The organism is Streptomyces vastus (genome assembly GCF_039532825.1).
GTDB classification, from domain to species: Bacteria; Actinomycetota; Actinomycetes; order Streptomycetales; family Streptomycetaceae; genus Streptomyces; species Streptomyces vastus.
Map to the genome: position 1 here is coordinate 63,346 of NZ_BAAASJ010000003.1, position 20,110 is coordinate 83,455.

Annotated in this window: 20 protein-coding genes; 12 read left to right on the plus strand and 8 right to left on the minus strand. The window is 68.5% G+C overall.

What is annotated here, in order from left to right; all coding sequences use genetic code 11:
* The first annotated feature begins 347 nt into the window (after window positions 1-347).
* Both ABD357_RS01550 and ABD357_RS01555 read left to right on the plus strand, forming a co-directional pair.
* A complete protein-coding gene (locus tag ABD357_RS01550) occupies window positions 348-962 on the plus strand; it encodes a dihydrofolate reductase family protein (protein ID WP_344386926.1) in 615 nt (204 codons plus the stop codon).
* A 96-nt stretch (window positions 963-1,058) separates the two neighbouring features.
* Window positions 1,059-2,318 (plus strand): MFS transporter, encoded by a 1,260-nt coding sequence (locus ABD357_RS01555; protein ID WP_344386928.1) that lies wholly within the window; start codon window positions 1,059-1,061, stop codon window positions 2,316-2,318.
* Here ABD357_RS01555 and ABD357_RS01560 read toward each other — a convergent pair.
* Window positions 2,252-3,418, minus strand: a complete 1,167-nt coding sequence (locus ABD357_RS01560; protein ID WP_344387036.1) for a hypothetical protein — start codon at window positions 3,416-3,418, stop codon at window positions 2,252-2,254. The two genes, ABD357_RS01555 and ABD357_RS01560, sit on opposite strands and share 67 nt — an antisense overlap.
* A 357-nt stretch (window positions 3,419-3,775) precedes the next feature.
* Here ABD357_RS01560 and ABD357_RS01565 point away from each other — a divergent pair, with 357 nt between their 5' ends.
* Window positions 3,776-4,399, plus strand: coding sequence for an SMI1/KNR4 family protein (locus ABD357_RS01565; RefSeq protein ID WP_344386929.1), 624 nt, complete (start codon window positions 3,776-3,778; stop codon window positions 4,397-4,399).
* 51 nt (window positions 4,400-4,450) lie between these two features.
* On the opposite strand, the gene ABD357_RS01570 is transcribed toward ABD357_RS01565, so the two are convergent.
* From ABD357_RS01570 to ABD357_RS01590, 5 genes are all read right to left on the minus strand, one after another.
* On the minus strand, window positions 4,451-5,824 hold the full coding sequence (locus ABD357_RS01570) for a NucA/NucB deoxyribonuclease domain-containing protein (protein WP_344386930.1): 1,374 nt from the start codon (window positions 5,822-5,824) through the stop codon (window positions 4,451-4,453).
* A 217-nt stretch (window positions 5,825-6,041) separates the two neighbouring features.
* Window positions 6,042-6,515, minus strand: a complete 474-nt coding sequence (locus ABD357_RS01575; RefSeq protein WP_344386932.1) for a hypothetical protein — start codon at window positions 6,513-6,515, stop codon at window positions 6,042-6,044.
* Complete coding sequence (locus tag ABD357_RS01580; RefSeq protein WP_344386933.1) at window positions 6,476-7,276, minus strand: hypothetical protein; 801 nt, start codon at window positions 7,274-7,276, stop codon at window positions 6,476-6,478. Before ABD357_RS01580 ends, ABD357_RS01575 begins: the two co-directional genes overlap by 40 nt.
* On the minus strand, window positions 7,273-7,626 hold the full coding sequence (locus tag ABD357_RS01585) for a site-specific integrase (RefSeq protein WP_344386934.1): 354 nt from the start codon (window positions 7,624-7,626) through the stop codon (window positions 7,273-7,275). The genes ABD357_RS01580 and ABD357_RS01585 overlap by 4 nt, the downstream gene beginning before the upstream one ends.
* A gap of 927 nt (window positions 7,627-8,553) precedes the next feature.
* Window positions 8,554-9,504, minus strand: a complete 951-nt coding sequence (locus ABD357_RS01590) for a 5-dehydro-4-deoxyglucarate dehydratase (protein WP_344386936.1) — start codon at window positions 9,502-9,504, stop codon at window positions 8,554-8,556.
* 289 nt (window positions 9,505-9,793) lie between these two features.
* Here ABD357_RS01590 and ABD357_RS01595 point away from each other — a divergent pair, with 289 nt between their 5' ends.
* The 8 genes from ABD357_RS01595 to ABD357_RS01630 all read left to right on the plus strand — a co-directional run bounded on the left by ABD357_RS01595 (window position 9,794) and on the right by ABD357_RS01630 (window position 17,739).
* Entirely contained in the window at window positions 9,794-10,618 is an 825-nt protein-coding gene (locus ABD357_RS01595; protein WP_344386937.1) for an NAD-dependent epimerase/dehydratase family protein, read from the plus strand.
* Between the two features lie 275 nt (window positions 10,619-10,893).
* Window positions 10,894-11,655, plus strand: a complete 762-nt coding sequence (locus tag ABD357_RS01600) for a DeoR/GlpR family DNA-binding transcription regulator (RefSeq protein WP_344386938.1) — start codon at window positions 10,894-10,896, stop codon at window positions 11,653-11,655.
* A gap of 109 nt (window positions 11,656-11,764) precedes the next feature.
* Window positions 11,765-13,135 (plus strand): ABC transporter substrate-binding protein, encoded by a 1,371-nt coding sequence (locus tag ABD357_RS01605; protein ID WP_344386939.1) that lies wholly within the window; start codon window positions 11,765-11,767, stop codon window positions 13,133-13,135.
* Window positions 13,132-14,070 (plus strand): carbohydrate ABC transporter permease, encoded by a 939-nt coding sequence (locus ABD357_RS01610; RefSeq protein WP_344386941.1) that lies wholly within the window; start codon window positions 13,132-13,134, stop codon window positions 14,068-14,070. Before ABD357_RS01605 ends, ABD357_RS01610 begins: the two co-directional genes overlap by 4 nt.
* Complete coding sequence (locus ABD357_RS01615) at window positions 14,067-14,918, plus strand: carbohydrate ABC transporter permease (protein WP_344386942.1); 852 nt, start codon at window positions 14,067-14,069, stop codon at window positions 14,916-14,918. The genes ABD357_RS01610 and ABD357_RS01615 overlap by 4 nt, the downstream gene beginning before the upstream one ends.
* Complete coding sequence (locus tag ABD357_RS01620; protein ID WP_344386943.1) at window positions 14,915-15,904, plus strand: zinc-dependent alcohol dehydrogenase family protein; 990 nt, start codon at window positions 14,915-14,917, stop codon at window positions 15,902-15,904. Before ABD357_RS01615 ends, ABD357_RS01620 begins: the two co-directional genes overlap by 4 nt.
* A 330-nt stretch (window positions 15,905-16,234) precedes the next feature.
* The gene (locus tag ABD357_RS01625) at window positions 16,235-16,456 is read left to right on the plus strand and encodes a hypothetical protein (RefSeq protein ID WP_344386945.1); all 222 of its coding nucleotides are present in this window, start codon (window positions 16,235-16,237) and stop codon (window positions 16,454-16,456) included.
* Between the two features lie 65 nt (window positions 16,457-16,521).
* Window positions 16,522-17,739, plus strand: a complete 1,218-nt coding sequence (locus ABD357_RS01630) for a TerD family protein (protein ID WP_344387037.1) — start codon at window positions 16,522-16,524, stop codon at window positions 17,737-17,739.
* Between the two features lie 73 nt (window positions 17,740-17,812).
* Here ABD357_RS01630 and ABD357_RS01635 read toward each other — a convergent pair whose 3' ends face one another.
* Window positions 17,813-18,250: a hypothetical protein gene (locus tag ABD357_RS01635; protein ID WP_344386946.1), complete on the minus strand. Its 438-nt coding sequence runs from the start codon at window positions 18,248-18,250 to the stop codon at window positions 17,813-17,815.
* A gap of 83 nt (window positions 18,251-18,333) precedes the next feature.
* Here ABD357_RS01635 and ABD357_RS01640 point away from each other — a divergent pair, with 83 nt between their 5' ends.
* The gene (locus ABD357_RS01640) at window positions 18,334-19,041 is read left to right on the plus strand and encodes a helix-turn-helix transcriptional regulator (RefSeq protein ID WP_344386947.1); all 708 of its coding nucleotides are present in this window, start codon (window positions 18,334-18,336) and stop codon (window positions 19,039-19,041) included.
* Between the two features lie 44 nt (window positions 19,042-19,085).
* Here ABD357_RS01640 and ABD357_RS01645 read toward each other — a convergent pair whose 3' ends face one another.
* Entirely contained in the window at window positions 19,086-20,102 is a 1,017-nt protein-coding gene (locus ABD357_RS01645) for a 1-aminocyclopropane-1-carboxylate deaminase (RefSeq protein ID WP_344386948.1), read from the minus strand.
* Window positions 20,103-20,110: the final 8 nt, after the last annotated feature.

A 20,110-nucleotide genomic window follows, 5' to 3' on the forward strand; every position in this document is an offset into this window, starting at 1 on the left:
GTGGCGGCCCGGTTGCAGGCACGCAGGGTCGTCTGAAGGGCCGACGCCTGCTCGGGCGTCGGCAGCAGTGTAGGCAGCTTCACGACATCGGACCGTAGTGCGATCACCGCACGCATGGTCGCCATTCGCACGACGACCACCACAACCGGTGACCTCTAGGGCGGTTGTTCGCATTCCCTGGCTCCGTCGGGCAGCCGTAGGAACGCTCCGCACCGGGCAGCAAGCAGACACGGCGACGCTCCGCGTCGCAGCCACAGGAGGCGATTCCTCCCCGGCGTGAACGCCGGGGCGTCCTCGGCAGAATCAGGTGAAGGCAGCACATCCCAGGACATGAGGAGCACCCGATCGTGACCGTAACCGCTGATATGGCCATCTCCCTCGACGGCTACATCGCCGGCCCCAATGTCGCCCCCGACAACCCGGGAGGCGACGGCGCCGAGCCGCTCTTCGAGTGGATCCACAACCTGGCGAGCTGGCGGGAGCGCCAGGGCATGACCGGCGGGGAGGAGAACCGCGACTCCGAGCTGATGCGCGAGTGGTTCGATGCCACCGGAGCGGTGGTCATGGGGCGGATGATGTACGACACGGGCGAGGAGTTCTGGGGCGACAACCCGCCGTTCAGGGCCCCGGTCTTCGTGCTCACCCACCGCCCCCGGCCGACCCTGGTCAAGGAGGGCGGCACCACCTTCACCTTCGTCACCGACGGCATCCACAGCGCCCTCGACCAGGCGAAGGCCGCCGCCGGGGACAGGAACGTCGACATCGCGGGCGGGGCGAGCACGGTGCAGCAGTACCTCGGGGAGGGGCTCATCGACGAGCTGCAACTGCACGTGGTGCCCGCGCTCCTCGGCGCGGGACTGCGGCTCTTCGAGGGACTGGGCGCCGGGCGGCGGAACCTCGAGCCGGTCAGGATGGTCGACACGCCCCTCGCCACCCATCTGAAGTACCGCTTCGCCAAGTGACCCCGGCAGGGATGAAGTTCGGCCCAGGCATGACGTGGTGAATTAAGGCAGTCGCCCGATCCCTTGCCCAGGTCCTTAGCCCCAAAATGACGAGCCATGACGACATCGGCATCGCATTCGCCATGGACAGTGACCCGTGTCCTGAAGGACCGCAACGCGGGCCTGTACCTGGGCGGAGTCGTGGTCTCCGGGTTCGGGTCGTCGGCGATGTGGCTGGTGACCGGGATCTGGGTGAAGGAGCTGACCGGCTCGGACGGGCTGGCCGCCCTCTGTGTCTTCGCGCTCTGGGCGTCCACGCTGATCGGCCCCCTCCTGGGCACGCTCGCCGACCGCACCCGCCGCAGACCGCTGCTGGTGTGGACGAACCTGGGGCTGTCCGCGCTCCTCCTGTCCCTCCTCGCCGTCGATTCCCCGGGCACCCTCTGGATCCTCTTCGCGGTGCTGTTCGTGTACGGCGCGACCGGCGTCGTACACGACGCGGCGGAGTCGGCCCTGGTCGCCACGGCGGTGGACGAGCGGCTTCTCGGCGACTTCAACGGCCTGCGGATGTCGGCCAACGAGGGCATGAAGCTGGTCGCCCCGCTCGCCGGAGCGGGTCTGTACGCGGCCTTCGGGGGCGCCGGCGTCGCCCTCCTGGACGCGCTCACCTTCTTGCTGGCCGCGGGGCTGTACACACTCCTGCGGGTACGCGAGCCGAAGCCGCTCCAGGCCTCGGCCGGCTGGCGCACCCAGACAGCCGACGGCGCCCGCTACCTCTGGCGCCACGAGACACTGCGCTCCCTCGTCGTCGCGGGCGGCACGACCATGCTCTTCGCGGGCCTCAACGGCGCGACGATCTACGCGGTGGCCGAAGGCCTGGGCCACTCCCCCGCGTACGTAGGTCTTCTGTACGCCGTGCAAGGCGCCGGTTCGGTGGCCGTCGGCCTGGCCTCGGGTCCGCTCCTCCGCCGCCTGGGCTCACACCGGTTCGCGAGGTACGGCATCGCGCTCACCGCCCTGGCCGTGGCCGCCCGCGCGCTCCCGTACGACGCGGTGGCCCTCGTCTCGTCCGCGGCCGTGGGCGTTGGCCTCCCGTGCGTGCTGATCGCGGCCCTCACCACGGTTCAGCGCGAGACTCCGGACGACCTCCTGGGCCGTACGACCGCGACCACCAACACGCTGGTCTTCGCCCCGAACGCGGTGGGACTCGCGCTGGGCGCCGGCCTGGTCGAACTGGTCGATTACCAGGTGCTGTTGGTGACGTTCGGGCTGATCCGGCTGGTGACGGTCGTACCGTTGCTCAGGCAGCGTCAGCCGAGCTGCGCAAGCGCCTCCGCCACGAGTGACAGGTCCTCGTCGGACGCCAACCCCGCGTGATACAGCCGTACTTCGGTGGCTCCCAGCTCGACCGCCCGTGCCACGTCCTCCGCGAGCGTGCCCGGGCTGCCGCCCATGCCGCTCACGACGGGGAAATTGGCCGCCAGCACACTCCTCTCAACAGCCTGCTCGGCGAAGGGAGTCAGCAACTCGGGCCCTCCGGCACACGGCACGACCACGCCGTCGGCGACCGACAGGATGTGCGCGGGATCCACGCCGACGTTCGCGCCGACGTGGTACGAGGCCGGGTCCGCGTGCAGCAGGATCTGGAACCCATCGGGAGCGACCGCGCGTACGGCGGCGACGGCCTCCGTCTGGAGGGAGCGGGCGACGGAGTCCCGCCACGCGCGCGTGGCCATTGCGAGTTCGGCGCCGAGCAGCTTCTCCACCGCTTCCCAGGCTCCGGTGGGCGCCTCGCCCCGCCAGACGGGTTCCAGGGCGCGCCGGACCGAGGCCGCCAACTCGTCGGGGGCCAGGCCCAGTTGCGTATAGCCGTCGCGGCAGGAGGGGCAGAAGCACAGCGACATCAGGTACTGGCCGGCGTCCCCGAGTTCCACGCCGGCCGTCTTGTCGTGGGCGTGGAGATGCGTGAGGCCGTACCAGCCGAGGGACTCCAACTCCGTGCCTGAGGCGCCGGGCCGTACCGCCGCCTCCGCGGCGAGGTCGATCAGGTACGCGCGCGTGTCGGGCTGTGCGATGCAGGGCGCCCAGGGATAGCGGTCTCCGTAGGCGTTGGCCACGGAGGTGTCCGGGAACTCCTCCCCCATACGGGAGTTGTGCGCGAGCACCACCCAGGTGTGTACGTCGAGTCCCGCCTCCGCGAGGGACGTGGCGGCCTGCCCGTACGCGTCCCCGGGGGCCCAGTCCCCGGCGGCGTACGGCCGCAGCCGGCGCCCCTCCCAGCGCGGGCCGGGCGGATAGAGCACGGCCGCGTGGCGGGCGGTGACGATGCGGTGCCGGGGGTGGCGGGGCGTCAGCACGCGCGTGGAGTGGTAGGCGGAGGCGAGCGTCGCCTGGCGTACGCCCAGGCCGGCGATGCGCGCGGCGGCCTCGGGGTCGCCGTTGACGTCCCACGGGTACACGAAGGTGGACGCCTTCAGAGACCCCTTCACAGACCCTGCCGCCTGGCTCACTTGTCCTCCACTTTACCGACCGCGGGAGCTCGGATACCTGCCCTGAGCTGCGACGATTCATAGACTACATGTTCGTGATGATGAGCGGGGACGTTGCTGTAACTCGCCTGAGTGGCTTCGCCCCACGGCCCGTCCACCGGGAGGTGGACGGGCGGGCGTTTGTTGTATCCATGCTTATTGGAGGGCAGGATGCGTGGGGTGGGTGTGACGTCCCACGATGGTTTTTCGGACTGTCATGCAGTGGACCACATGGTTGAAGTGACGATACGTGATCACTTCGCGCCAATGGCGTACTCGATCATCGCCAGGTAGCAAGATGACACCATGACGACAACACTCACCGATGCCTGGGCACGTGTCCGAGCGGCTCTGGACGCGCATGCCCCCTCGACAGCACGTACTGTCCGGCCATCGGCGACCATGAACGACATATCCGAGGCTCAGTCCGTAATGGGGCAGACGTTCCCCGATGCGGTGAGGGATCAGTTGTTGCTTTTCGACGGGGTGGAGCCGAACCCGATCACGGGCGTTTTACTGCCCCCCTTGTACATCCCTGTCGGCCTCCAGCGCATGCAGATGCTGTGGCAGCGCAAGCTCGCCGCCCCGCAGACCCCAGTCAACGGGGCAGCTGCCACAGCCCATGCCGGGGAGGCTTGCCAGGAGTTTCATCCACTCCTGGTGCCCATTGGGGACGACACGACGGGGGACCTGCTGGTGGTGGACAACAGGCCCGGTGAGCTGCGCGGGAGCGTTCTGACCTGGAGCAAGGTCGACGGCTACTTCGGCACGCCCACCTGGCCCAGCGTGGCCGACATGTGGGCCGATGTGGCGCGTGCACTGGAGACCGGAGTTACTCAAGGCACCGCATGCGACATTGATCCCCATTTGACGCTCAACGGGTGCGCTGCGGTGTTCACCGCTGACGGATACCTTGAGTGGGAATTCTAGCGAGGCCGGTGCTGTTCCCGGCCGAAGCCGGCCGGGAACAGACGACTGGCGTCAGGGGATGATCACCACATAGAACTCGTCGTTCGGGCCGTCGATGATCCTGTTGTTGGCGTAGTACGTTGCGAGCTGAGTGCCACCCGCAGTGTTCTCGGTACCGTTGATGGCCAGCGCCGAAAAGTTCTTCTTGGGTTTGCTCGGCTCGTAGATGGATTGGGCCGATCCTTCATAGGTTGAGGCGAACGGGTACTCGTCGCACTCCAGCCCCTTCGACGCGTAGTTGGGGTCTACGGCTGTGCACACCTTCACGGCCTCACGCCGGTTTGCATTGTATCTGTTCAGGTTCGTCTGGTTGATGCTTTTCTGCAGCCGGTGCAGTGGGTCTCTGGCGCTCTGGCCCGCCACGTGCTTCGAGGGATTGGTCGGCAGGGTGTTCTGTGGCTGCGTGAAAGCCGTCTTGATATGGGAGGCCACCGCACGCTCCGGAGCAGTGCTGGCGGTGCTGTACCGCAACGGGGAGACGTCGTAGCTCAGTGCGGCGCCCCCGGTGTGCAGCACGTCCGTGGGCTTGTAGTTGGGAAGGTAGGGAGAATTGTCCCAGCGCAGCCCGAACGAGGAGAATTTCCACTCAGCCAGCGGGTTGGTCTCCACCCAGCCGGGCGGCCACTCGGGCACGAACTTCATGTTCCAGACCGCCCATATGCCGTCGTCGGGTGCGAGGCCCTGACCGGGCGCGGCGTTGGTCGATATCATGAAATGCGGGTTCGCCTTGAGTTGAGCCACCGTCGTCGGAGTCGGATTGAGGCCACCTTGGCCCAGCGTCACACCGTCGGGAACCGTGGGGTGGTTCACCGAGGTGCCCACGAGCGTTGCGTCGATCGCGTTGATGCCTGCTGCGTAGAAGTCCGAGAAGTAGTAGTCGAACTTGATGTCACGCGAGTTGGCTGACACCGTCGCGATGGCGCTGACCGTCATCTGCGAGAAGCCAACCACTTTCCCGTTTTGGTGCCAGTTGGCAGCAAACCACTTAGATTCGCACATCGCGAAGCGGGACGCGATCCACATGCTTGCGTCAGATGCGGTATGCGCCTTGCATTCCGCGAGCGTCATCGTCCTCTTCGGCACGTCCGTCACGGTGGGGCTCAACCGGACGCCGGACGCCCCGGCTTCCCCTGCACTGGCATTGGGCACATCCCCTCGCAGGGACGCCGGACCGATCCTGCGGACGGCGTCGCTCTTGATCGCCCTGTGCCGCTGCGTCAACCCCACAGCCTCGGGAGTTTCGCCAGCCTTCAACCGTTTGAAGATGGTGCCAGGGGACTGCGTCGGAGCGTCCGTTACGTAGGCGTCGACCGTCATCGCGTCGGAGTGGGGCGCCGCCTGCGCGGCTGAGGTCCCCAGCAGCGCTAAGGCCATCGCGGTCAGCAAGATTGTGAGCGTATGTCTGAGGCTGCGCATGTGATCCTTCCGTGAGACAGGAGCCAATGGGCAGGTCCCTGCCAAGCTCCGCAACGGGAAGTAACCGTAAGCCAGTTCGACTGTCGGCGCCGCAGGTTTTGCTGCCAACGCAGGGAAAGGGAGAGTGAACCAGCCATGATCGACAGCAGCGGCCTGACAGCAACATCTGGATGCTGTGTGTGACGGGTTATCCCTGACGGTCCCTCTCGTAATGAAACAGGCTGAGAGCGACGGTACGATGTCGTACGAAGTGCATCTTGACGTCGGTGTTGGATTCCTCGGGCAGGACCCGGATCGCGCCGATGACCTTATTGAACTGCGCTTGGCCATCGGCGGGTTCAACGGCCTGCGGGTTCGTTGTGCGGCACGCGGATGCCGGCCGGAGCGCCCTCGTACCCTCTGTCCGCCATGAGCGGGACTCCGTCAACGGCACGTGAAGCTCGGTCTCGATGTAGCCGGCGTCCCGGGTGTCGGAGGGGGTGAAGTAGACCTTCCGCAGGGCCTGTTGCATCTCCTGGACCATGCGCTGGTGGTAGGCGCGGCGGAAGACGGACGCCTCCAGGCCGGCCAGGGAGTCCACGTCGCGGCGCTGGCACTCGTCCGCGAGCGACTGCACCCACGTCAGGCGCCACACGGCGACGGGCTGCAGGCAAGTGGACATGCATGCCCCACTGCAACTCCGCCCGCAGCAGGGGCCGCAGGCCCGCGCAGGTTGACCGTTCCGGTGCGGTGCACCGGCAGCTGTGCGCGGCACCAGGCACGGAAGGCGACGTCGTCCTCGCAGGTCACCGGGACAGGGCGATCACGGCGCTCGTAGGTCGCGAAGAAGTTCTTCGGCAGCCTCGCCCCGCCCGGCCGCGCGGCCCGGATATAGCCGCGCTCGTGCGCACCGCACAACCCCAGCGGCGAAGCGGCCAGTTCGTCGCACACGTCCGCGCGGCACTCCCCATAGCCCGGCAGCGACGGCTGGTCGGCCAGCCACCGCTCGAACTCCGCCTCACCCCCGCCGGGGTGCCGCTTCAGGTGGCCCAGCCACCGGTTGCGGTGCCGGAAACACAGCACCAACTGCAGGCTGAACGCCGGACGCTGCGGGCAGATCCGGCACATCATCGCCTCCGGCATCTCCGTGGCCGGCAGCGGCTCCGCGGCCCGCAGGAACTGAGCCCGGTTCATGCCGCGCGCCTCCGCCTCCTGCCACTGCCCGGCGTGCACCGAGCACATCGCATAGCGCCGCCAGCGGGGCCGCGCGCAGTCGACGACCGTGCAGTTCCACGGATAGACCGGGTGCGTCGGCGGGATCTTCAGCACCCCGCCGCGCAGCGCCGGGTCGAACTCGGGCCCGTTGATCAGCGCGCTGAGCACCTCCAGCCGGTCCCGTCGCGTGCGGGCATCCTGCTGCGGCAGCAGCGACGGCGCCGTCACTTCGTCTCACCCCAGACCGTGCGCAGGGCGGCGTCGAAGACCGGGTCGTGGACATCCACGTGGCCGTAGACCTCATCCACCATCGCCGCCGACGCCCAGCCGCCGGCATCGCGGGCGATCAGCGTGTTGCCGTTGGCGGCGTCGAGAACCGCGGACGTGAACGAGTGCCGGAAGGCATGGGGTTTCACCAGCCCCAGGCCAGCGCGTTTCCCGGCCCGGCCGAGCATCCGCCTGGCCCCGACCGCCCATGGCTGTCCGGTATCGGCGCCGTGCAGCTGGACCAGGAGCATGCCGTGCCCGACGCCGCGCGGGTACTCGGTGGTGACGTACTCGAAGTAGGTGTGCACCATCGCGGGGCTGACCCGTTTTGATCAGCCCGCCGGTCACGATGCCGTGCTCGACCCGCCAGGGGTGCTTAGTCTTGGCCTCGGCCCGGTTCGGATTACCGGACCGGTGGCAGACGTGCAGGTGAGGGGCGCGGCACTCGCCGCAGGCCGCGTTCTCCCGCAGGTGCAGGTCGACCAGGTGCAGTCCGCAGAGCTCGCCGATGCGAAGCCCGCCGTCGGCGAGCCAGGTGACCACCAGCCGGTCCCGGGCGGCGTTCACCGTCTCCAGCAGTCTCTCCCGAGCGCCGTCCGGAAGCATCTTCGGATGCCGGCGGTGCGGCCCCTTCGGCGCCAGCGGGTTGGTGGGCAGCGACGACTTCACATGCCCGAGGAACGAACGGCGCCGGTCCACCCGCGACGGCAGCCGCGACTTATCGAGCTTCTTGCCGAGTTCGCCGTTGATACCGAGGGAGGACTGATGCGGGTAGAAGCCCTTCAGGCAAGCCGCCGCGGTCGACAGGGCAGAGTGGCCGTAGGGGCGCTTGCCGACCCGCCACGGCTCACCGAGCGGCATGCGGACCTCGGCACCGAGGATGCCCATGTACCGTTCCAAGTCCCGCAGTTGGACCTCGGTGAACGTCAGGCACTCTCGCTCCAGCCACCGCAGATGGTCCACCAGCAGATACGCGTACGTCCTCTGCGTTCCCGAACCATCATGCAGACGCAGGAACCGGTCCGCCTCCGTGTGCACCGTCCCCTCGGGCCACACGATCGTCCACGACCGCCGCCCGTCCTTCCGCTCGATCTGCTGGACCCTCAGGTCCCCGACCACCACGTGCCGTGCCACTCGTCCTCCGTACCGACTCCAGAACATGACAGACGCCCGGACACGGTCGGTAAACAAGCCTGGGACGTGCTGGTCACAGTCCCAGACGGACATCACGGGCAGGACTACCTGCGGTCGGTAAACTCCTGGAGAAGCGCCTCGCCCCGCTCGATCAGCTGGGCGAGCTGCTTGACGTGGTCGTCGCTCGGCTCGTGCAGCGGCGGTCGCACCTCGCCCACGTCGAGACCCCGCAGCCGTACCCCCGCCTTGACGAGTGAGACAGCGTATCCGCGGCCCTGGGCGCGCAGTTCGACGAAAGGACGGTAGAAGCCGTCGAGCAGGCGGTTCGCCGTGGCGTCGTCTCCGGTGTTCAGCGCCTTGTGGAACGCGAGGGCGAGCTCGGGGGCGAAGCAGAAGACGGCGGAGGAGTACAGCGTGATGCCGATGCCGCGGTAGGCGAGGCCGGTGAGCTCGGCGGTCGGCAGGCCGTTGAAGTACAGGAATTCGCCCGGGACTTCGGCGCGTACCGCGCTCACGATGCGCTGCATCAGATCGAGGTCGCCGACCCCGTCCTTGAAGCCGATGATGCCCTCGGTACGGGCCAGCGAGACGACCGTTTCGGGCGTGAACACGGCGTTGTCGCGCTGGTAGACGATGACCTCGAGGGAGGTGGCGCGGGCCAGCTCGGTGTAGTGCCGCAGCAGCCCTTCCTGCCCGGCGACGACGAGATACGGCGGCATGGCGAGCAGCCCGTCCGCCCCGGCCTCCTCGGCGAGCTTTGCGTACCGGACGGCGAGCGCGGTCCCGTACCCGGCGCCCGCGATCACCGGCACGCGCCCGGCCGCCTCCTCGACGGCCGCGCGTACGCAGTCCTGGAACTCCTCGGGGGTGAGCGCGTGGAACTCCCCGGTCCCGCAGCAGGCGAAGACGGCGGCGGCCCCGGCCTCGACACCCCGCCGGACATGCGCGCGGTACACGTCGAGGTCGACGGCACCGTCGGGGCCGTACGCGGTGACGGGGAAGAACAGCGGCCCGCTCGGGATATTGAGGCGAGCGGCAAAGGGCGCTGACGTCACGGGCTCTCCCTAGGCATGCACGCACACGCCGACCGTGCACGTTTTTCCGATCCACGTTTCTGATCCACGTCCATATTTCTGAACACATACACGCTAGAGCGCCTCTTCGGGGGTGGTCAAGCGGGCGGAGTGGCAAGACAGTCGCAAGACAGGAGCGACATACGAGCAATCACGGTGCGGAATTCCCGCCCCCGCGCGACACTTGACGCGGCCGGACGGCGATCCATAGTTTGTCCACAGATGTGAATGCCGTACACGATGACGGCTGCTGATTCAAGGAGACCCGAGGATGCCCGCTCCCCGCACCGTTCTGCTCACCGGCGCCGCCGGCGGCCTCGGCACCCTGATGCGGGGACTGCTGCCCGCGTACGGGTACGAGTTGCGGCTCCTCGACCTGCGCCCCATCGAGGGCGAGCCGGACGCGATCACCGCGGACCTCGGCGACAAGGAGGCCCTGCGCGAGGCGGTGCGGGGCGTAGACGCGGTCATCCACCTCGCGGGCATCTCCCTGGAATCCTCCTTCGACAAGATCCTCAAGGCGAACATCGAGGGCACGTACAACCTCTACGAGGCCGCCCGCGAGGAGGGTGTCCGGCGCATCGTCTTCGCCTCCTCCAACCACGCCGTCGGCTTCACCCCCCGCCCGCTGGGCGAGGCACCTCACGCCCCGAGCACGCTGATCCCCATCGACACACCGCACCGTCCGGACACCTTCTACGGGCTGTCGAAGTCGTTCGGCGAGGACATGGCGCAGTTCTACTGGGACAAGCACGGCATGGAGACGGTCTCCGTACGGATCGGCTCGTGCTTCCTGGAGCCCACCAGCGTGCGCATGCTGTCGGTGTGGATGAGTCCCGGCGACGGCGCCCGCCTCTTCCACGCGGCCCTCACCGCCGAGGACGTCAAGCACACGGTCGTCTACGGCTCGTCCGCGAACACCCGCCTGTGGTGGGACCTCTCGACGGCGCGGGCACTGGGTTACGAGCCGCAGGACGACTCGGAGCAGTACGCCGAGAAGCTCATCGCCGAGCAGGGCGAGCTGGACCCGGAGAACCCGGACCACGACTACCTGGGCGGGCACTTCGTGACCAAGCCGCCGATCTGGCCGTACTGACGCGACACGGCGCGGCGAAAAAACGCCTACACAGGGCGGGCGGGCACCGAACGGGCCCGCCCGTTCGGTATTTCGGGCACGGATGCTGCCCGAACTCACGGCACGTTCCGCTTCTTCCCAGGTCCGGAGCGGACACCGGCAGAGGAAAACGGTCGGACACGGGCAGCATCGGGCAGCGAACAGACCTGGTCAGCGCCGCATACCCGCTGTAGAACTTCCCCCATGGGTCGACAGGGCCCGAACGGGCAGCAAGCAAGGGAAGGCAGGTGTCGGCCATGACCGCGGAAGAACGCCAGCGGGAAATCGTCCTGGCCGCCCGCCGCACGGGTTCGGTCGATGTGAACGCGCTGGCCGCCGAGCTCGGCGTCGCCAAGGAGACCGTACGGCGTGACCTGCGCGCCCTGGAGGACCACGGCCTGGTACGCCGCACGCACGGCGGTGCCTATCCCGTGGAGAGCGCCGGATTCGAGACGACCCTCGCCTTCCGCGCCACCAGCCACGTACCCGAGAAGCGCCGGATCGCGACCGCCGCGGCCGAGCTGCTCGGGGACGCCGAGACGGTCTTCGTCGACGAGGGCTTCACCCCGCAGCTCATCGCCGAGTCACTGCCCCGGGACCGGCCGCTGACCGTGGTCACCGCGTCCCTGCCGGCCGCGGGCTCCCTCGCCGAGTCCGAGAACATCTCGGTCCTGCTGCTCGGCGGCCGGGTACGGCACGGCACGCTGGCGACCGTCGACCACTGGACCACGAAGATGCTCGCCGGTTTCGTCATCGACCTGGCGTTCATCGGCGCCAACGGCATCTCCCGCGAACACGGCCTCACCACCCCCGACCCGGCCGTCAGCGAGGTCAAGTCGCAGGCGATCCGGGCCGCCCGCCGGACCGTGTTCGCCGGCGTGCACACCAAGTTCGGCGCGGTCAGCTTCTGCCGCTTCGCGGAGATCAGCGCGCTGGAGTCGATCGTCACCAGCACCCTCCTCCCCGCGTCCGAGGCACACCGCTACTCCCTGCAGGGCCCCCAGGTCATCCGAGTCTGACCACGAGTCCGAAAACCCAACCGACTCAGTCCAAAAAACAAATCAACCCCCTCACGGCAACGCACTCCCCAGAGTCATCCCATTTGCACCAAATATCCAGGAGCGATCCATGCGAACCCAGAGCCGACGGAGGCCGCGCGCGCTACTGGCCGCGACCGCCGCAGGGACGCTGCTCGCCCCGCTGCTCTCCGGCTGCTGGACCGGAGCGGGCGGAGCCGGTTCCGGCGGCAACTCCATCAACGTCCTCATGGTCAACAACCCGCAGATGGTGGAGCTGCAGAAGCTCACCGCCGCCCACTTCACCAAGGAGACCGGCATCAAGGTGAACTTCACCGTGCTGCCGGAGAACGACGTCCGCGACAAGATCAGCCAGGACTTCGCCAACCAGGCCGGCCAGTACGACGTCGCCACCCTCAGCAACTACGAGATACCGATCTACGCCAAGAACGGCTGGCTGCACGAGATGAACTCGTACGTCGCCAAGGACAGCGCGTACGACGAGCAGGACGTCCTCAAGCCGATGCGGCAGTCCCTCACCGCCGAGGACGGCAAGCTCTACGGACAGCCCTTCTACGGCGAGTCGTCCTTCCTGATGTACCGCAAGGACGTCTTCGCCAAGAAGGGCCTGACGATGCCCGCGCACCCGACCTGGACGCAGGTGGCGGATCTCGCCGCCAAGGCCGACGGCGCCGAGCCGGGTATGAAGGGCATATGTCTGCGCGGACTGCCGGGCTGGGGCGAGATCATGGCCCCCCTCACCACGGTCGTGAACACCTTCGGCGGCACCTGGTTCGACAAGAACTGGAAGGCGCAGCTGAACTCTCCCGAGTTCGAAAAGGCTACGAAGTTCTACGTGGACCTGGTCCGCAAGCACGGTGAGTCCGGCGCCGCCCAGTCCGGCTTCGCCGAGTGCCTCAACAACATGACCCAGGGCAAGGTCTCCATGTGGTACGACGCCACATCGGCCGCCGGCTCCCTGGAGTCGGCCAACTCCCCGGTCAAGGGCAAGGTCGGCTACGTACCGGCGCCGGTCGAGAAGACGAAGTCCTCCGGCTGGCTCTACACCTGGGCCTGGGGCATCCAGGACGCGTCCCGGAACCCGGACAAGGCCTGGAAGTTCGTCTCCTGGGCGTCCAGCAAGGAGTACGAGCAGCTGGTCGGCGACGAGATCGGCTGGTCGAACGTACCGGCCGGCAAGCGGGCGTCGACGTACACGAACGCCGCGTACCGCAAGGAGGCAGCCGCCTTCCAGGAGACGACGAAGGCAGCCATCGAGGGCGCCCGGCCCAACGACCCCGGAGTGCAGCCGCGCCCTGCCCCCGGCATTCAGTTCGTCGGCATCCCCGAGTTCACCGACCTCGGCACCAAGGTCTCGCAGGAGATCAGTGCGGCCATCGCCGGGCGCCAGTCGGTCGAGTCGGCCCTGGACAAAGCGCAAGCACTCGCCGAGGAGATCTCCGAGGAGTACGAGGGACGATGACCGCCACGACGACAGCTCCGGTAGCCGCCACACCCGTACACACGACGAAGCCCCCCTCGGGCCGACTTCGCGCCTGGGCGACCAGGGCCCCGCTCCTGCCCGCCCTGATCTTCCTGATCGCCGTGACCCAGCTCCCGTTCGTGGCCACGCTGGTGATCTCCTTCTTCGACTGGAACTCGCTCTACCCGGACGCCCGCGAGTTCGCGGGCCTCGCGAACTACTCCGAGGTGCTGACCGACGCGGACCTGCGGAAGTCGGTCTTCACGACAATCCTGCTGACCGCGGCCGTGGTCCTGGCCAGCCTCGTCATCGGCCTGGTCCTGGCCCTCCTCCTGGACCGTAGATTCCGGGGCCGCGGCATCGTCCGTACGCTCCTGATCGCGCCCTTCCTGGTGGTCCCGGTGGCCGCGGCCCTCTTGTGGAAGCACGTGCTCTACAACCCGGAGTACGGCCTGTTCAACGGCCTGCTGCACTATGTGGGCGGCCCTCAGCCGGACTGGATCTCCGACAACCCGCTGCTTGCCATCGAGGCCTCACTGATCTGGCAGTGGACGCCCTTCATGATGCTGATCCTGCTGGCGGGCCTGCAGAGCCGCGACCACCAGCAGATCGAGGCGGCGAAGGTGGACGGCGCGAACGACTGGCAGGTCTTCCGCTACCTGACACTCCCCCACCTGCGCCGCTACCTCGAACTCGGCGCCCTCCTGGGATCGATCTACATCGTCCAGAACTTCGACGCGGTCTTCACGATCACGTCCGGCGGCCTGGGCACCGCCAACCTCCCGTACACCGTCTACCAGAGCTTCTACCAGGCCCACGAGAACGGCCTCGCCTCCGCGGCCGGCGTCCTCGTCGTCATCGGCTCGATCATCATCGCGACCTTCGCACTGCGCGTGGTCTCGTCCCTGTTCCGTGAGGAGGTGTCCCGCGCATGAGCGCCACCGCGATCCGACTGCGTCCCCGCCGCACCCGGGGAGCCGGCCTAGGTCTGCTGGCCTGGCTGCTCGGTCTGCTGTTCTTCCTGCCCATCGCGTGGATGGCCCTGACGTCCTTCCACTCCGAGGAGGACGCCGCCACCAATCCCCCGTCCTTCGCAGCCGCCCTCACGCTCGACGGCTACCGCGAGTTCTTCGGCGCGGGCGGCGGCGCGAGCCCCTGGCCCTCGCTCATCAACTCGACGGTGGCGTCGCTGGCTTCGACGCTCTTCGTCCTCGTGCTGGCCCTCCCGGCGGCGTACGCACTCTCCATCCGCCCGGTGAAGAAGTGGACGGACGTCCTGTTCTTCTTCCTCTCCACGAAAATGCTGCCGGTGGTGGCGGGCCTCCTGCCGATCTACCTGTTCGCGAAGAACACCGGCCTGCTGGACAACATCTGGCTCCTGGTCATCCTCTACACGTCGATGAACCTGCCGATCGCGGTGTGGATGATGCAGTCGTTCCTCGCCGAGGTCCCCGTGGCGATCATCGAGGCGGCGCAGATCGACGGCGCGAGGCTGCCCACGATCCTGACCCGCGTGGTGGCCCCCATCGCTCTCCCGGGCATCGCGGCCACGGCCCTGATCTGCTTCATCTTCAGCTGGAACGAGCTGCTGTTCGCGAGGGTGCTGACGGGCGTCGTAGCCGAAACAGCCCCCGTCTTCCTCACCGGCTTCATCACCAGTCAGGGCCTGTTCCTGGCGAAGGTGTGCGCCGCTTCGCTCGTCATCTCCCTGCCGGTGCTCGCCGCGGGGTTCGCCGCCCAGGACAAACTGGTCCAGGGCCTGTCCTTGGGAGCCGTGAAATGAAGGCCGCCGTCATCGAGTCCGTGGGCCGCGCCGTCGTCGCCGAGGTCCCGGACCCGACGCCAGGGCCCCGCGAGGTCGTCGTCGAGGTCGCCGCGTGCGGCCTGTGCGGCACCGATCTGCACATCCTGCAGGGCGAGTTCGCGCCCAAGCTGCCGATCGTGCCGGGGCACGAGTTCGCGGGCGAGGTGGTCGGGGTGGGCACCCAGGTCACGGAACTGTCGGTGGGCGACCGAGTGGCGGTGGACCCGTCCCTGTACTGCTACGAGTGCCGCTTCTGCCGTACGGGCCACAACAACCTCTGCGAGCGCTGGGCGGCGATAGGCGTGACGACGGCCGGCGGCGCGGCCCAGTACGCCGTCGCCCCCGTGGCCAACTGCGTCAAGCTCCCCGAGCACGTACGCACCCAGGACGCGGCCCTGGTCGAACCCCTCTCCTGCGCGGTACGCGGCTACGACGTCCTGAACTCCCGCCTCGGCGCCCATGTCCTGATCTACGGCTCCGGAACGATGGGCCTGATGATGCTGGAGCTCGCCAAGCGGACGGGTGCGGCGAGTGTGGACGTGGTGGACCTCAATCCGGCCCGCCTGGCGACGGCCGAGCAGCTCGGCGTCACGGCGTCGGCCGCGACCCCCGACGAACTGGACCGCCCCCAGGGCTGGGACCTGGTCATCGACGCCACGGGCAACGCGGCGGCGATCCAGGACGGCCTGGACCGGGTGGCCAAGGCGGGTACGTTCCTCCAGTTCGGAGTCGCCGACTACGCGACCCGCGTGACGATCGACCCGTACCGCATCTACAACCAAGAGATCACGATCACCGGCTCCATGGCGGTCCTCCACAGCTTCGAACGCGCGGCGGAACTGTTCGCGACGGGTGTCCTGGACCCGGACGTGTTCATCAGCGACCGCATCTCGTTGGACCGCTATCCCGAGGCGCTGGAGCAGTTCTCGTCGGGGGTGGGCAGGAAGATCGTGGTGGTGCCGTAGGGGTTTTGCTCGCCCCCGCCGCCCCTACCCGTCCCATACCAAGGGGCTCCGCCTCTGGACCCCGCTGGGGGCTGTGCCCCCAGACCCCCGCATCGGCCTGAACGGCCTCGTCCTCAAACGCCGGACGGGCTGAAAATCAGCCCCTCCGGCGTTTGAGGAGCGGGGGTCCGGGGGCTGGCCCCCGAAACGGGGTCCGGGGCGGAGCCCCGAAGGGGGTCTGGGGGCGCAGCCCTCAGCGGGGCCTGGGGTCGGCCCCGGGATGGGACGGGTAGGGGCGGCGGGGGCGAAATCCACTGGGCCGGCCCGGCGCCGAGCCGTAGCATCCGAGCCATGCCCAGCCCTCACGGCTTCCAATACGAAGCCCACCCAGACGGCACCGTACGGATCACGCACCACGGCCGCCCCGCGACCACCCTCCGCGGCCCTCGCGCCGACGAGTTCCTCACAGAAGTGGAATCAAGCGATCCACAACTTGCCATGGCCCGCTGGACCGGCAACTACAAGCACGGCAACGAACGCACGGCCCGCAATCACCCCCGCAACCGCCGCTGACCCAATTGGGCGGCAGGTAAGGGAACGGTAAAGCGGGCCCGCTCGTTACCCCCCACATGACAGCTATGACCCCCGGCTCGAACATCCCTCTCCCCGTCGCCCGCGTGACGGTGGACGTCACCGCCCCGGTGCGGCTCGACGTATCGGGCCTGCTGCTCACCGCCGACGGCAAGGTGCGCTCCGACGACGATTTCATCTTCTACAACCAGCCGACCGGCCCCGGCGTGACGTACCGCTCGGGCGGCGGCACGGCCCCGGACGCGATCGTGGTCGACACGGCCTCCGTGCCCCCGGGCATCGAAAAGATCGTCGTCACGGCGAGCCCGGACGCGGCGGGCCAGACCTTCCAGGGCATCGAACCCACCGCGACGATTCGCAGCGCGGACGACAACTCCGTACTGGCCACGTTCACACCCCCACAGCTGGGCGCGGAGACGGCACTGGTGATCGTGGAGGTCTATCTCCGCAACGGCGCCTGGAAGGCCCGAGCGGTCGGCCAGGGGTACGCGAACGGCCTGGCGGGCATCGCCACGGACTTCGGCGTCACGGTGGAGGAACCGGCTCCGGCCCCGGCCCCCGTCCAGACGCCCGTAGCCCCGCCCGCTCCTGCCATGCAGCCCCCGGTCGCCCCGCCGGCCCCGGCGATGCAGCCCCCGGCCGCACCCCCGGCGGCCCCGCCCGCGCCCGCCCCCGGCGCCGGCGCCGGAAAGATCAACCTCGACAAGGGCCGCGTAAGCCTGCAGAAGAACCAGACCGTCTCCCTGGTCAAGGGCGGCGCCCCGCTCCTCTCCCAGGTCAAGATGGGCCTCGGCTGGGAGCCGGCGTACCGCGGCAAGGACATCGACCTGGACGCGTCGGTCATCGCGTACGGCCCGCAGCGCAACCACATCGACAGCTGCTACTTCGGCAAGCTCCAGATCGTGAACGGCGCGATCAGGCACTCCGGCGACAACCTCACAGGCGAGGGCGGCGGAGACGACGAGGTCATCACGGTCGACCTCGGCCGCCTCCCCCAGGAGGTCACCGGCTTGGTCTTCACCGTGAACTCCTTCTCCGGCCAGAAGTTCACCGAGGTCGCCAAGGCCTACTGCCGCCTCCTGGACGCCGCCACAGGCGAGGAACTGGTCCGCTTCGACCTCACCAACGCCGAGGCCCAGACCGGCGTCATGATGGCCAAGCTGATCAAGCAGTTCTCCGGCGAGTGGGACATGACGGCCATGGGCAACTTCGTCAAGTCCCGCACGGTACGGGGCATGGTGAAGCCGGCGGCACAGTCGCTGTAAGTCCGCAGCCCTGTAAGTCCGCACGCGCCCGAGGCCGCCCCCTTCGAGGGGCGCCTCGCCGCGCGTCAGGCTTTCAGCGTGCCCGCCGCTTCCCGTGGTAGCGCTGGGCGAGCCTGGCGAGGGCGACCGCGCCGAGCAGAAGCCCGAAGTCGCGCAGCGCGATGTCGTAGTAATCGGGGATGGTCAGCAGGTTGATGATGATGCCGGTGAGCCATGCGGCCACCAGCCAGCCCCCGAAGCGCGGGGCGAGGGCGACGGCGAGGCCCGCCACGATCTCGATGACACCGACGGCATACATGGCCTGCTGGGCGCTGCCCGGGACGACGTCGTTGATCCACGGGGCGAGGTAGGTGGGCCAGTCGACGAGCAGGTTGGTGAACTTGTCCAGACCGAACAGAATCGGCGCCACGGTGAATCCGGTGCGCAGGATGACGAACGCCTGGTACCCGGGGTCGGTGAGCGCGGCTCGCCCGGAGGTGGCGGGCGGGGGGTTCGTGGTTGCGGACGCCATGACGTCCTCCTTCTATTGACCACTTTCACTGTCAATAGAAGCGCGCCATGCCTCTTTAGTCAATGCCTGTTGGTTTTACACTGGTGCTCGTGGATGACCCGAAGGAAGCAGAAGCACCCGACACCGACGTCTCCGCCATCGCCGCCCTGGGGGAGCCGACTCGCCGGAGGCTGTACGACCATGTCGTACGCCGGCCGGGACCGGTCAGCCGCGACGAGGCGGCCGCGGCCCTCGGCCTGGCGCGGCAGACCGCGGCGTTCCATCTGGACCGCCTGGCCGAAGAATCACTGCTCGACGTGGTGTACGAGCGCCGCAGCGGACGCTCAGGACCGGGTGCGGGCAGGCCGGCCAAGCTCTACCGGCGCTCGACGAAGCAGGTCAGCGTCAGCCTGCCGGAGCGGCACTACGAACTGGCCGGGCGGCTGCTCGCCCAGGCGGTGGAGGAGTCCGCGACGACCGGCGAACCGGTGCGGACCGTCCTCCACCGCAAAGCCCAGGATCTCGGCAGGCAACTGGCCGGGCAGAGCCCCGCGGGTGTGACCGAGCGGAGCCGCGCGGCTGTGACCGAGTTGCTGGAGCGGTACGGATTCGAGCCGAGAGACGACGGTGATGCCGTCGTGCTCGGCAACTGCCCCTTCCACGCGCTGGCGCGAGAGCACACTGACACGGTGTGCGGCATGAATCTCCACCTGCTCCGCGGCGTCCTTCAGGGACTGGGCGAGGGAGGGCTCGAGGCACTCCTGGCGCCCGCCCCCGGCCGGTGCTGTGTCCGCCTGGAACCAGCCGCCTGACCCGAGGTGAACGAGATCGTCGCCAGGTCCGCCGCCCGGCCCGTCTAGAACAGCGCGCTGTACGCGTTCAGCGCGGGCTGCCCGCCGAGGTGGGCGTACAGCACCGTGGACTCCCGCCCGATCTCTCCCCGCGACACGAGATCGACGAGCCCGGCCATCGACTTCCCCTCGTACACCGGATCCGTCACCATCCCCTCGGTCCGCGCGGCGAGCCGCATCGCCTCCAGCGTGGCCTCGTCGGGAATGCCGTACGTACCCGCGTGATACCGCTCGTCCAGCTCGACGTCCGACTCGTCCAACTCCCTCTTTACGCCGATGAGTTGCCCCGTGCCATGAGCGATCCGCACGATCTGCGCACGGGTGCGGGCGGGCGCGGCCGACGCGTCGATGCCGATGACGCGCCGGGGCCGCCCTCCCGCCTCCTCCAGGGCCGCGAGCCCGGCGACCATGCCCGCCTGCGTGGAGCCGGTCACGGAGCACACGATCACGGTGTCGAAGAAGACCCCCAACTGGCGTTCCTGTTCGGCGACTTCGTACGCCCACCCGGCGAACCCGAGACCACCGAGGGGATGGTCGGAGGCACCGGCGGGGATGGCGTACGGCTTCCCGCCGCCCTCCTCGACCTCCCTGAGCGCCTGCTCCCAGCTCTCCTTGAACCCGATCCCGAACCCGGCCCGCACCAGCCGCACATCCGCGCCCGCGAGCCGGCTGATCAGGATGTTGCCGACCTTGTCGTACACGGCGTCGGGCCACTCCACCCAACTCTCCTGCACGAGCACGCACTTGAGCCCGGCACGGGCGGCGACGGCCGCGACCTGCCGGGTGTGGTTGGACTGCACGCCACCGATGGAGACAAGCGTGTCGCATCCCTGGGCGAGCGCGTCGGCGACGAGGTACTCCAGCTTGCGGGTCTTGTTCCCGCCGTACGCGATACCGGAGTTGCAGTCTTCGCGCTTGGCCCAGAGGGCGGCGCCACCGAGGTGCTTGGTCAGTCGCTCCAGCGGGTGCACGGGCGAGGGCCCGAAGAGGAGGGGGTAACGCTCGTACGAGGAAAGGGACATGGATCCTC

What these genes read in the sequence shown, in the direction of transcription:
- ABD357_RS01555 (WP_344386928.1), top strand. Translation starts at nt 1,059, where the DNA reads ATGACGACATCGGCATCGCATTCGCCATGGACAGTGACCCGTGTCCTG.
- ABD357_RS01565 (WP_344386929.1), top strand. Translation starts at nt 3,776, where the DNA reads ATGACGACAACACTCACCGATGCCTGGGCACGTGTCCGAGCGGCTCTG.
- ABD357_RS01575 (WP_344386932.1), bottom strand. Translation starts at nt 6,515, where the DNA reads ATGTCCACTTGCCTGCAGCCCGTCGCCGTGTGGCGCCTGACGTGGGTG.
- ABD357_RS01585 (WP_344386934.1), bottom strand. Translation starts at nt 7,626, where the DNA reads ATGGTGCACACCTACTTCGAGTACGTCACCACCGAGTACCCGCGCGGC.
- ABD357_RS01595 (WP_344386937.1), top strand. Translation starts at nt 9,794, where the DNA reads ATGCCCGCTCCCCGCACCGTTCTGCTCACCGGCGCCGCCGGCGGCCTC.
- ABD357_RS01600 (WP_344386938.1), top strand. Translation starts at nt 10,894, where the DNA reads ATGACCGCGGAAGAACGCCAGCGGGAAATCGTCCTGGCCGCCCGCCGC.
- ABD357_RS01605 (WP_344386939.1), top strand. Translation starts at nt 11,765, where the DNA reads ATGCGAACCCAGAGCCGACGGAGGCCGCGCGCGCTACTGGCCGCGACC.
- ABD357_RS01610 (WP_344386941.1), top strand. Translation starts at nt 13,132, where the DNA reads ATGACCGCCACGACGACAGCTCCGGTAGCCGCCACACCCGTACACACG.
- ABD357_RS01615 (WP_344386942.1), top strand. Translation starts at nt 14,067, where the DNA reads ATGAGCGCCACCGCGATCCGACTGCGTCCCCGCCGCACCCGGGGAGCC.
- ABD357_RS01620 (WP_344386943.1), top strand. Translation starts at nt 14,915, where the DNA reads ATGAAGGCCGCCGTCATCGAGTCCGTGGGCCGCGCCGTCGTCGCCGAG.
- ABD357_RS01625 (WP_344386945.1), top strand. Translation starts at nt 16,235, where the DNA reads ATGCCCAGCCCTCACGGCTTCCAATACGAAGCCCACCCAGACGGCACC.
- ABD357_RS01630 (WP_344387037.1), top strand. Translation starts at nt 16,522, where the DNA reads ATGACCCCCGGCTCGAACATCCCTCTCCCCGTCGCCCGCGTGACGGTG.
- ABD357_RS01635 (WP_344386946.1), bottom strand. Translation starts at nt 18,250, where the DNA reads ATGGCGTCCGCAACCACGAACCCCCCGCCCGCCACCTCCGGGCGAGCC.
- ABD357_RS01645 (WP_344386948.1), bottom strand. Translation starts at nt 20,102, where the DNA reads ATGTCCCTTTCCTCGTACGAGCGTTACCCCCTCCTCTTCGGGCCCTCG.